Below are 12,468 nucleotides of genomic sequence, written 5' to 3'. Positions count from 1 at the left end.
CGTTCGCGTTCCATTCGTCTTTGGTCTGTGTTTTATTCGTCTGTCGTTCGGCAGACGAATAAAACACAGACCAAAGACGAATAAATGGTTAAAAGGGAATTGCTATTTCTTTAAACATTCGGACTGTCGGATATGACTGAGATTCCCATTCGAACTTAACAGAACCGTAACAAATATGTAGAAGAACCTACATACAACTGTATTATCAACGTAATTTCATCGCCTCATCTTTGCAAGGACTTAAGAAGTATAGAGTATATGAAAAAGATCTCCTCCATTCTTCTTTTGATGATATTGCTTACAGCAACTGCCGAAGCAGGAATAATCAAAGGAAGTATCAAAGACAAACAAACCAAAGAGCCGCTCACGGGGGCGACTGTACAAATTGCAGCAATAAATGCCGGAACTGTCGCAGACCTCAACGGCAATTACATGCTACACGTGGCAAACGGGATTTATACCATAACGGTAACATATATCGGGTACAAACCGATTGAGCTGAGAGACATAAAAGCAGAAAAAGAAACTACGCTGAATTTTGAGATGGAGGCCGACATGCAAACATTGGCTGACGTCACGATAACGGGCAGAATGAAGAAGAATACGGAAATTTCGGTAATGACCGACCAACGGCGGAGCCTGGTGGTACAATCGGGAGTATCGGCTCAACAAATCGGCAGGACACAAGACAAAGACGCTTCGGAAGTCATCAAACGGGTACCGGGAATCTCTGTCATCGACGACAAGTTTGTGATGGTGCGCGGGTTGTCGCAACGATATAATAATGTATGGACCAATGGTAGCGCCGTACCAAGTTCGGAGGCCGATTCGAGAGCTTTCTCGTTCGACCTGATCCCCTCCTCGCAACTGGACAACATGATTGTAGTGAAAAGCCCCGCTCCCGAATATCCGTCGGACTTCACGGGAGGGTTTATCCTGATTCAGACAAAGGATGTTCCGTCTAAAAGTTCGTTCTCGATCAACTTAAACGGCGGGCTGAACGACCGTACGCATTTCAACAGTTTCTTGTACGAAAAAGAAAGCGGAACCGATTTTCTGGGATTCGACAACGGACTGCGTAGCCTGAAAGGAGGCATTGACGGTATGATGAATCCTGTCGACGGACTATCGGGCAGCGCAGATTTGAAAACGGTGGACTTGACGACCAACAGTTTGAACAACGATTGGGCAGTCCGCAGGCGAAAGCCTTTTGCCGATGCGGGAATGAGTCTCGACTTCAGCCGCCATTGGGAGTCGGGAAACGGAAGAGAGTTTGCGCTTTCGGGAGCGGTCAACTACAGCAATTCGTATAAGGTTTACGAAGATATGGAAAACTCGCTCTTCGGAGCTTACGACGAGGTGAACGACCGCAGCAACTATCTGCGGAGAGCGAAAGACAATCAATACAATCACGATGTTCGTGCAGGGGCCATGCTGAACTTCACTTTCTCTCCCGCCGCTTCCGGCGCTCGGTATGAGTTCAGAAGCATTTTCAATCAGTTGGGCAAAAGCAGATACACCGATCGTAGGGGTTGGGACGCTCAAGAAAACCGGATGGAGAGTGCCGAATACTATTACAGCAGCCGCACTACTTACAACGGACAGTTCACCGGAAAACACCTGTTCGACCGTGACAAGCTGGACTGGAGCGCAGGATATGCCTACTCCGCCCGTAACATGCCCGACCGACGGCGCTATACTGTCAACGACGAGGGGCAACAACCGGGACATCTGGCATTGATACGCGCTAACGACATCCGCCGTGAGTTTACCGATCTGGATGAACACATTTTCTCAGGGAACCTGAATTATCAACACATTTTTCAATTCGCCGACGGCTTCGGCCCTACGCTGAAAACCGGCGCTTACGGTGAATACCGCACACGCACCTATACCACACGAGAATTCCTATACAACTGGAATCCTCAAAACACTCTGCCTGCGGGATTCGAATTCATGAATATCCCCGACGAACTGATGCAGGAAAACAACTATGGGGGCGACAAGCTCTACCTGATAGAAAGGCCCAAATGGCGCAACAATTACGAAGGAAACAACACACTGTTTGCGGGATATGCAGCCGTAAGCCTTCCTTTAGGTGCTTTCAACATTTATGCAGGTATGCGCTTCGAACACAACCGGATGGAGCTGATCGGCAATACGCGCGATGTGGAGAAAAGCCCGAAAAGCCTGATCTACCGGCACAACGACCTGTTTCCCTCCGTCAACACCAGCTGGCAGCCGGATGAAAAACATCAGTTGCGCCTTTCGTACGGACGTTCGGTCAACCGGCCCGAGTTTCGTGAAGTTTCCTCTTCGGTATTCTACGACTTCGATTTGGGCAGTTCTGTACAAGGAAATACAGAACTCTCTCCTTCTTACATCGACAATGCCGACTTCCGGTACGAATATTACCCTACTTCGGGCGAACAGGTCTCTGTAGCCTTGTTTTACAAACATTTCAATTCTCCCATCGAGTGGACTTACACAATGACAGGCGGCGAAACTCCGGTATATTCTTTCCACAACGCCAAGAGCGCCTATAGCCTGGGTGTGGAAGTGGATATACGGAAAGACCTTGCTTTCATCGGACTCCGGAACTTTACATGCTCCTTCAACGGAGCATTGATTAAAAGTAGAGTCGACTTCGATGAGGGCGCACAAGAGCGAGACCGACCCATGCAAGGGCAATCTCCTTACCTCATCAACGCCGGATTGTTCTATCATCATCCACAGGCGGAGCTCAACCTCGGCTTGCTCTATAACCGGGTAGGGAAACGGATTATCGGCGTAGGGCGCACGGTGGGAACAGTGGGCGGAGAAAATACGGTAAACATCCCCGACTCGTACGAAATGCCCCGCAACATGATCGACCTCAGCGTATCGAAACGCTTCGGCAGTCATTGGCTGCTGAAAACAGGCATACGCAACCTGCTAACGGAAAAAGTATATTACAAGCAGTTCAACACGGTGACACGCCGTAACGGAATGAAAGCAGAGATCGAAGAGATAACCAAATCGTACAGGCCGGGACGCAGTTTCAATCTGAGCGTCGGTTATCGGTTCTGAAACGGGAAGATGGAAACGCGACCAGTAGCGCCAAACGACTACGAGATATGGCAGAACGCACGTAAAAGCCCGTGCTTGCTTAGAAATTAAAAAATTATCGAATTATTAACCGCCGTACAAGTGTACGACTAAAAAAACGACTCAAATGAAAAAAATCAGAACATTGGCTTATGCAGCAATTGCCTTGTTTTTGGCAAACGTTCCGACGGCTTGCGGAAATGACGAAAGCACCGGACCGAACACAGGAGGAGCTATCGACGAATCGAAGTATGTATGGAGCAAAGACGGCGGCCTGAACGCCTGCGACCACATTTTGTTTGCCGGCAACACGCTGGGCAATGGAGACGACGAATTCGTGTTCAACGGCAAACAAATATTGCCCAAAGGCACTTATACGCTGAAAGGCTGGATCTACATCGCCAACGGAGCCGAACTGACTCTGCAACCGGGAACGGTGATAAAAGGAGACAAGACCAGCAAAGCGTCTCTGATAGTGGAGCGCGGAGGCAAACTGTATGCGCAGGGCACAAAAAGCGAGCCGATCGTATTTACATCGGCACAGCCCAAAGGCAATCGCAAACCAGGCGACTGGGGAGGAATCATTCTTTGCGGAAAGGCTCCCAACAATCAGAAAGAAATGCAGATCGAAGGCGGTCCGCGTACCAGACACGGAGGCTCCGACCCTGCGGATAACTCGGGAACACTGAGTTATGTACGCATCGAATTTGCGGGTTATCCGTTCCAGGCCAATCAGGAAATCAACGGACTGACAATGGGATCAGTGGGTAGCGGCACGAAGATAGATCACGTTCAAGTGTCTTATTCCAACGACGACTCGTACGAATGGTTCGGAGGAACGGTAAATTGCAAACACCTCATCGCCTACAAGGGATGGGACGACGACTTCGACACCGACAACGGATTCTGCGGAAAAGTACAGTTTTGCCTGAGCATACGCGACCCCCGAATAGCAGATATTTCAAACTCCAACGGTTTTGAATCGGACAACTGGAAGGATGGCACCAATCTGTCTCCCATGACGAGACCAGTGTTCAGCAACATTACTTTCATCGGCCCGAAAGCGATGGATGAAAGCTTCGTAAACGAAGCAGGACCGGGTAAGTACATCAACGGAGGCAACTATAATCCGAACAACGGTTCGGCGCTGGGAAGATATCAGGCAGCTATACAAATCCGCAGGTACAGCAACCTGAGCTGTTTCAATTCCATCGCTGTAGGGTATCCCGTAGGCCTCATCATCGAAAATGATAAAGGAGACGCTCAAGGCTCCGCTGCCAAAGGCGAGCTGAAGCTCCGCAACATTTGGTTTGCCGACATGGCTCTTATAGGAAGCGACAAAAATTCAAGCTTTACGACAGGCGAAAAGGCATTCTCAAAAACATTCTTCGAAACACAGCCGGGTAACAAAGTCGTCACTGCCGCAGAGCTGGGCATGAAGGCGGGCAATTATCTGAAAGCTCCCTGCATTCCGGGTAAAGAAGCGCAAGCGGCGGCTTCATTCGCCGATGCAATGCTTTCCGAAGGATTCGAACAAGTAGCCTACATCGGTGCTTTCGGCAGCAACGACAACTGGCTGGAAGGGTGGACGAATTTCGATCCGAACAACACAAACTACTAACCGGAGAATACTACAGATACATGTAGCGCACGACAAGAACAGACATAACATATATCTGCATCATGTATCTGTGACAGAAGGCCGCAGGCGTCCGCAGACTTCCACAGCAAACAACCGAAATATTTATTTGCGTGGAACTGCGGATTGTCGCATTTCGTGCAAGTATTCTCCTTAAAAGCAACGAAAAGAAGCCGAAATTGAAGTAACTGGGAATGAGATTGAAAAATACGAATTATTCAATACCAATTTAAAAATCAAAACACTCAAATACAAATAATCAGGACAAGAGAAGCGTAAATTAAACTATGCCAGTAAAGCAACAAGTTATCAACTTTAATAACACTGTTTAATTTACTATCGGAGAGATTCTATATAAATAAGGTTAGCATACAGAAAACCAATAATCTTGTTTCTGATTCTGTATAAACTCTATCCTCATATAAAAAGCTACCTCATCTTAAAAAGCAACTCGCCACCCTTAAGGATTTCCTCATGAGAAATACTCTTTTTTTCATATTTCTTACCATTCAAAAATATAGAGTCTACATATTTATGTTCAGCAGATAAATTCTCGGCAATAACAGTAAAAGTTTTACCATCCGGAAGGCACAAAACAATCTTCGGCAGTTGCGGAGCGCCAAACACATACTCGCCACTAACGGGATCCACAGGGTAGAATCCCATTGCAGTAAACATATACCAGGCAGACATTTGTCCGCAATCGTCATTACCACAAAGTCCGTCGGGTTTATTTCGATATTGAGTTGTGAAAATTTCGCGCACCAATTCCTGAGTACGCTCCGGACGGCCAGCTAAAGTATAGAGATACGCCACATGATGACTGGGTTCGTTGCCATGGGCATATTGACCGATTAATCCCGTCACATCGGCCTGCGAAGTCTCCAGCTTTACGGTAAACACAGAATCCAATTTATTCAAAAAAGCTTCTTCACCACCGAAAAGAGAAATCAGCCCCGGAACATCGTGCTGTACGTGCCATGTATATTGCCAGGCATTTCCTTCCGTATAGTCCCCTCCGCTACTTTCCGCATGCCCGACTTCACTTGGGTTGAAAGGAGACTTCCAAGTCCCGTCAGCTTTACGCGGACGCATGAAGTTAGTTTTCCGATCGAAAAGATTCTTATAATAATCCGCCCGTTTTGCAAAATAAGCGGCATCTTTCTTTTTCCCAAGACGATTTGCCATATCAGCGGTCGCATAATCGTCATAAACCGACTCCAATGTAGAAGATACCGATTCTGCTTTAGTCAGGTCCGTAGGAAAGTATCCATACTTCGTATACACCTCCCAGTTCGACTTCAACGGATGAGAAACCGTCTGAGTCCGTTTTACCATTTCAAAAGCCCTTTCGGCATCAAACCCCCGAAAGCCTTTTCGGTAGGCCTCTGCAATCACAGAAACTCCATGGTTACCAATCATACAGAAATTCTCCTTACCCCACAAAGCCCAAATAGGTAAAAAACCTTGTACCTCTCCTTGCTCGATAAGCGAATTGACAAAGCCGTCCACACGTTCGGGAACCATCAACGTGTAGAATGGATGGGCCGCACGGTATGTATCCCACAAAGAGAATGTAGAATAAAACACACCAGCACCCGCCTTAACTATAGAATCTGCGGCATTGCGATAATATCCGTCTATATCAGATATTTGATTCGGTTGAATCAGCGTATGATAAAAGCAAGTATAAAAATTCACTTTTTCATCGTCTGTTCCTTCAACTTCAATACGACTCAAATAGCTATTCCACTCGTCATGGACAATTCCCCTTACTCTTTCAAAATCCCATGCAGGAATTTCTGCTTCCATATTTTTCTTCGCACCCTCCACACTCGTTGTAGAAAGGGAGACCTTCATCAAAAGCTCTTCACCCGGCTTTAGATCAAAGCTTGCGATAATCCTCTTCCCTTTTTCAGTTTCCCCCATTTGCAAATAAAGAGAATCGACAACGGGACGGTTAAATTTCATCACGAAGAAGTAATCCTGATTCACCCACACCGTATTATTCACATGTCCGGTCAATGTATAAGCGTCTTGCCAAGTCACCTCGCAACTATTCACCTGAGAATGATATTGTTCTTCCGTCCAGGCCGGTCCGTGCTGCAAATCGATTAGCAAAGAAGCCGAATCTGCTTCATGAAAAGTATATCGATGGAAAGCCGTATGAACCGAAGCAGTTAGCTCTACCTTTACCTGAGGATCCATAAGCTCCACAGTATAATATCCCGGGGACGCACTCTCTTTTTCTTTCAAAAAACGGCTGCGATAAGCATCCCACGAACGTTCACGTACACCGGTCACAGGCATCACCAATATGTCTCCCAGATCCATACAGCCGGTTCCGTTCAGATGAGTTTGCGTGAATCCCCAGATCAAAGAATCTTGATACGTATATTCCGAACAATACCTCCAGCCTACTGCACCTGTTACCGGACTGGTCTGTATCATTCCGAAAGGATAGCAAGCTCCCGGAAATGTGTGTCCGTTATCGGCAGCGCCTATAAAAGTATTTACATACTGGGTATAATCTTTTGTTTCTATCTTTTCCGGCTTAGAACAAGAAGTATATAGAAAAAAAACAGCCGGAATTACAGCTGGAAAAAGAGATTTTCTTTTCATGATAAAGATTTATTTTAATAAAAAACGAAAGACAAAGATAAAAAGCTTTTTTGGCATAACCAACCAATAAACTTATATTTCAATGTGACAAAACAAAAAAACGTGCGACTTATTGGAGAAATATCAACTCAATTATTTATCTTTGTTAGGCTAAAAGTTAGTTGGCTATAAAAAACGAAAGGTATTATGAAAGATTTCTTCAAATTTACGCTTGCCACTGTAACCGGAATCATTTTGTCGACTATCCTATTATTTATTATCGGCATTATCACATTGTTCGGTATCGTATCGGCATCAGACAACGAAACGATAGTGAAAGAGAACTCGGTAATGATGCTCAATATGAGAGGAACGCTAGTCGAACGTACTCAAGAAAATCCGATAGACATACTGTCCAAGTTGATTAAAGAGGATACCGAAATCTACGGATTGGATGACATCCTTGCCTCAATCAAAAAGGCAAAAGAAAACAAGAACATTAAAGGTATATACCTGCAAGCTTCTTACCTAAGTACTTCGTACGCTTCTTTGCAAGAAATACGAAACGCACTGCTTGACTTTAAAGAAAGCGGTAAGTTTGTAATTGCTTACAGCGACACATATTCACAAAAGCTTTATTATCTTTCAAGCGTAGCAGATAAGATTTTGCTTAATCCTAAAGGAGTCATTGAATGGCGCGGCATTTCCTCTACCCCTTTATTCTATAAAGATCTGCTGAAAAAGGTGGGAGTAGAAATGCAGATATTCAAGGTCGGTACTTACAAATCTGCCGTAGAACCATTTATCTCTACAGAGATGAGTACAGCCAATCGCGAACAAGTAACCGAGTTTATTAATTCCGTGTGGAAACAAATCACAAAGGATGTGTCTGCATCCCGGAATATCCCGATCGACTCTCTCAATGCTTATGCCGATCGGATGCTAATGTTTTATCCGGCAGAAGAAACCGTAAGAGCAGGGTTGGCAGATACGTTGATTTATCGAAATGATATCCGTAACTATCTAAAAAAAGTGATGCATATAGATGAAGACGACTCGTTGCCGATGCTTGGATTAAACGAGATGATTAATATAAAAAAGAACGTCCCCAAAGATAAAAGCGGCAATATTGTAGCTGTCTACTATGCTTCCGGAGAAATTACGGATAATCCGATATCCGGCGCAACGGAGGAAGGTATAGTAGGAAATAAAGTGATTCGCGACCTTCGCAGACTGAAAGAAAATGAAGATATAAAAGCCGTTGTACTTCGTGTCAACTCACCGGGTGGAAGCGCCTTTGCATCCGAACAAATATGGCATGCGGTAAAAGAGTTGAAAGCGACCAAACCGGTCATTGTGTCAATGGGAGATTATGCCGCATCAGGAGGGTATTATATCTCTTGCATAGCCGACACAATTGTTGCCGAACCGACTACCTTAACCGGCTCTATCGGCATCTTCGGAATGATTCCCAACATAAAGGAGTTGAGCGAGAAGATAGGCATTACTTACGATGTGGTAAAAACCAACAAATATTCTGATATAGGCAATATAATGCGCCCTTTTAATGAGGACGAGAAAGCTCTCATTCAAATGACAGTATCTCAAGGATACGACACTTTTATTGCCCGATGTGCAGAAGGGCGCGGTATGACTAAAGGGGCAATTGAAAAGATAGCTGAAGGTCGTATATGGACAGGAGAAACAGCACAAAAACTGGGTTTGGTTGACGAGCTCGGAGGAATAGATAAAGCATTGGAGATTGCTGTATCCAAAGCCGGGATAGAGGGATATACCATTATATCTTACCCGAAAAAGAAAGACTTTTTCTCTTCTTTATTCGAAAGTGCACCCACCAATTATATAGAATCCCAGTTGCTGAACAGTAAATTAGGAGAGTATTATCAATCATTCGGGCTGTTGAAAAACCTGAAAGAGAAATCGGCGATTCAGGCACGAATTCCTTTTGAACTGAACATGAAATAAATTAATACATGGACGAACACTTTACCAAGATACACAAGTGGCTCTACCCTGTTTCGTGGCTCTATGGAGCAGTGGTTAGAATAAGGAATAAATTCTTCGACTGGGGGGTTCTCCAATCGAAGAGTTTTGATGCTCCAATTATTTGCATCGGCAATCTGGCTATTGGAGGCACGGGCAAAACTCCCCACACCGAATATCTGATAAAGCTTCTTCATAGAAAGTATCGCGTAGCGGTTTTGAGCCGAGGATACAAACGCAAATCCAAAGGATATGTAAAGGCTACTGCAGAAAGCACTGCATACACCATTGGTGACGAACCTTATCAAATGTATGTCAAATACCCGTCTATCGTAATGGCTGTTGATGAGAATAGATGCCATGGGATCGAAAAGTTATTGGCCTTGAAAGATCCAACAGTAGATGTTGTCTTACTTGACGATGCTTTCCAGCACCGATATGTCAAACCGGGACTAAACATCTTACTGACTGACTACAACCGTTTATTCTGCGATGACGCTCTACTTCCCGCCGGACGCCTTCGCGAGCCTGTCGACGGGAAAAACCGGGCGCAAATAGTTATTGTCACCAAATGTCCCGAGAATATCAAGCCAATCGATTATAACATTATTACCAAACGAATAGGGCTCTACCCCTATCAACAACTCTATTTTTCATCGTTCCGCTATGGGGATTTAAAGCCTGCATTCTCATCAGGAGCACAAGATACACATCGGGGAAGTGAAACTATTCCTCTGTCCGCTTTAACAAATACGGAAGTAGTGCTTGTCACCGGTATTGCCTCCCCTGCTGACATCAAGGAAAAGCTAAAAGAGCATACTGCCACGATAGAAATGATTTCTTTTGACGACCATCATCAATTCACTCATCGCGACCTGCAGTTCATCAGGAATCGGTTTGAGAAACTAAATAGCAAGGAGCGGCTGATTATTACTACGGACAAAGATATAAGCCGCTTGATCGCCAATCAAGCATTAGATGAAGCTCTAAAACCCTTTATCTACATCCTCCCCATTGAAGTTGAAATATTGCAAAACCAACAAAATAAATTTAACCAACATATCATTAATTATGTTAGAGAAAATTCAAGAAACCGCAACTTATCTGAGAGAAAAGATGCATACTTGTCCTGAAACGGCAATCATACTCGGCACAGGATTGGGTAGTTTAGCAAGTGAGATTACCGAGAAATATGAAATAAAATACTCGGATATCCCTAATTTCCCGCTGTCTACTGTTGAAGGGCACAGTGGAAAATTAATTTTCGGGAAATTGGGCAACAAAGAAATTATGGCCATGCAAGGACGCTTTCATTATTATGAAGGCTACTCTATGAAAGAAGTAACTTTTCCGGTACGGGTAATGCGTGAACTCGGTATCAAGACTTTGTTCGTTTCAAACGCCAGCGGAGGAACTAATCCTGATTTTGAAATCGGTGACTTGATGATTATAACCGACCACATCAACTACTTCCCCGAACATCCTCTGCGAGGCAAAAACATCTCTTATGGGCCGCGATTCCCGGATATGAGTGAAGCGTATAACAAAGAACTGATTCGCAAAGCAGATGAGATTGCCTCTGAAAAAGGAATCAAAGTACGACACGGGGTTTACCTCGGCACACAAGGCCCCACGTTCGAAACACCTGCAGAATACAAGATGCTTCACATCTTGGGAGCTGATGCGGTCGGCATGTCTACAGTACCTGAAGTAATTGTAGCCAATCATTGTGGGATCAAGGTTTTTGGTGTTTCCGTCATTACGGACCTGGGAGTAGAAGGAAAGATCGTTGAAGTAACACACGAAGAGGTGCAGAAAGCTGCGGATGCTGCTCAGCCCAAGATGACGACTATCATGCGCGAACTCATTAACCGTGCTTAACATTAATGCTTATTTATGAGAACAGAAATATCGACCCTCGGCGAGTTCGGCTTGATTGCCCACCTCACCGAGGGTATCAAATTGGAAAACGAATCCAGTAAATACGGAATAGGCGATGATGCGGCAGTCCTTTCTTACCCCTCGGAGAAACAGATATTAGTAACTACCGACCTGCTTATGGAAGGTGTACACTTCGACTTGACCTATGTTCCGCTGAAGCATTTAGGATACAAGTCTGCAATAGTCAATTTCTCCGATATTTATGCCATGAATGGCATACCAAGACAAATTACAATATCTCTTGCTCTTTCTAAACGTTTTTGCGTAGAAGATATAGAAGATTTTTATGCCGGAGTGCGTCTGGCTTGTCAACAATACCATGTGGATATCGTGGGAGGAGATACCAGTTCGTCTTTAACAGGACTTGCCATCAGCATTACCTGTATTGGAGAAGCCGATAAGGATAAAGTCGTTTATCGGAGTGGGGCTAAAGAGACTGATCTTATCTGCGTCAGTGGAGATTTGGGAGCTGCTTATATGGGACTTCAACTTTTGGAACGCGAAAAGACCGTCCTTAAAGGTGAAAAAGATATTCAACCGGATTTTTCCGGCAAAGAATATTTACTTGAACGCCAACTAAAACCCGAAGCCCGTAAAGACATCATTGAAAAGCTTGCGGCAGCTAATATTATTCCAAGCTCTATGATGGATATATCCGACGGTTTATCATCGGAGCTTCTTCATATCTGCAAGCAAAGTAATACAGGTTGCCGTGTATATGAGGAACATATCCCGATCGACTATCAAACAGCAGTCATGGCCGAAGAGTTTAATATGAATTTAACCACTTGTGCAATGAACGGTGGAGAAGATTATGAGCTTCTATTTACCATACCTATTGCCGACCATGAAAAAGCTTCTCAGATAGAAGGTATTCGGTTTATCGGACACATCACGAAACCCGAATTAGGATACGCATTGATCACTCGTGATGGAAAAGAATTCGAGTTAAAGGCCCAAGGATGGAATTCTTTGAAAGAAAAAGAATAAAGAGATTAGTTAAGGCACTGATAACTAAACAGCTCTCTTTTCATCAGTACTTTTTATTTATAGTCTACTTGCAGATTCCAAAACTTTCATTACCTTTGCACCCGCAACCCCAAAAGGTGCCATAGCTCAGTTGGTAGAGCAAAGGACTGAAAATCCTTGTGTCCCCGGTTCGATTCCTGGTGGCACCACTTTGAAGAAAAGCAAAA

The 12,468-nt window shown here is 44.6% G+C and carries 7 protein-coding genes and 1 tRNA gene; 7 read left to right on the top strand and 1 reads right to left on the bottom strand.

Features of this window, described 5'->3' with window-relative positions; genetic code table 11:
- Positions 1–258: 258 nt before the first annotated feature.
- Together GGR07_RS13555 and GGR07_RS13550 are read left to right on the top strand one after the other, a co-directional pair.
- Positions 259–3,069, top strand: a complete 2,811-nt coding sequence (locus GGR07_RS13555) for a TonB-dependent receptor (RefSeq protein WP_122056483.1) — start codon at positions 259–261, stop codon at positions 3,067–3,069.
- A 145-nt stretch (positions 3,070–3,214) separates the two neighbouring features.
- Positions 3,215–4,708 (top strand): hypothetical protein, encoded by a 1,494-nt coding sequence (locus GGR07_RS13550; protein ID WP_021645396.1) that lies wholly within the window; start codon positions 3,215–3,217, stop codon positions 4,706–4,708.
- A gap of 447 nt (positions 4,709–5,155) precedes the next feature.
- Here GGR07_RS13550 and GGR07_RS13545 read toward each other — a convergent pair whose 3' ends face one another.
- Positions 5,156–7,348 (bottom strand): GH92 family glycosyl hydrolase, encoded by a 2,193-nt coding sequence (locus GGR07_RS13545; RefSeq protein ID WP_021645397.1) that lies wholly within the window; start codon positions 7,346–7,348, stop codon positions 5,156–5,158.
- A gap of 186 nt (positions 7,349–7,534) precedes the next feature.
- On the opposite strand from GGR07_RS13545, the gene sppA reads away from it, so the two are divergent.
- The 5 genes from sppA (at position 7,535) to GGR07_RS13520 (ending at position 12,450) form a co-directional block, all read left to right on the top strand.
- Positions 7,535–9,313 carry a signal peptide peptidase SppA gene (gene sppA / locus GGR07_RS13540; protein ID WP_021645398.1) on the top strand — a complete coding sequence of 593 codons (1,779 nt, stop codon included), beginning with the start codon at positions 7,535–7,537 and terminating at the stop codon, positions 9,311–9,313.
- Positions 9,314–9,321: 8 nt separating this feature from the next.
- Positions 9,322–10,464 carry a tetraacyldisaccharide 4'-kinase gene (gene lpxK, locus GGR07_RS13535; protein WP_021645399.1) on the top strand — a complete coding sequence of 381 codons (1,143 nt, stop codon included), beginning with the start codon at positions 9,322–9,324 and terminating at the stop codon, positions 10,462–10,464.
- Positions 10,403–11,212: a purine-nucleoside phosphorylase gene (locus tag GGR07_RS13530; RefSeq protein ID WP_039972602.1), complete on the top strand. Its 810-nt coding sequence runs from the start codon at positions 10,403–10,405 to the stop codon at positions 11,210–11,212. Before lpxK ends, GGR07_RS13530 begins: the two co-directional genes overlap by 62 nt.
- Before the next feature lie 15 nt (positions 11,213–11,227).
- A complete protein-coding gene (gene thiL, locus GGR07_RS13525) occupies positions 11,228–12,262 on the top strand; it encodes a thiamine-phosphate kinase (RefSeq protein ID WP_021645401.1) in 1,035 nt (344 codons plus the stop codon).
- Positions 12,263–12,377: 115 nt separating this feature from the next.
- A tRNA-Phe gene (locus tag GGR07_RS13520) sits at positions 12,378–12,450 on the top strand.
- Positions 12,451–12,468 lie beyond the last annotated feature (18 nt).

Origin of the sequence: Bacteroides pyogenes, assembly GCF_014196225.1 — a bacterium.
Taxonomy (GTDB): domain Bacteria; phylum Bacteroidota; class Bacteroidia; order Bacteroidales; family Bacteroidaceae; genus Bacteroides; species Bacteroides pyogenes_A.
This window is presented reverse-complemented; position numbering and strand designations above follow the sequence as displayed.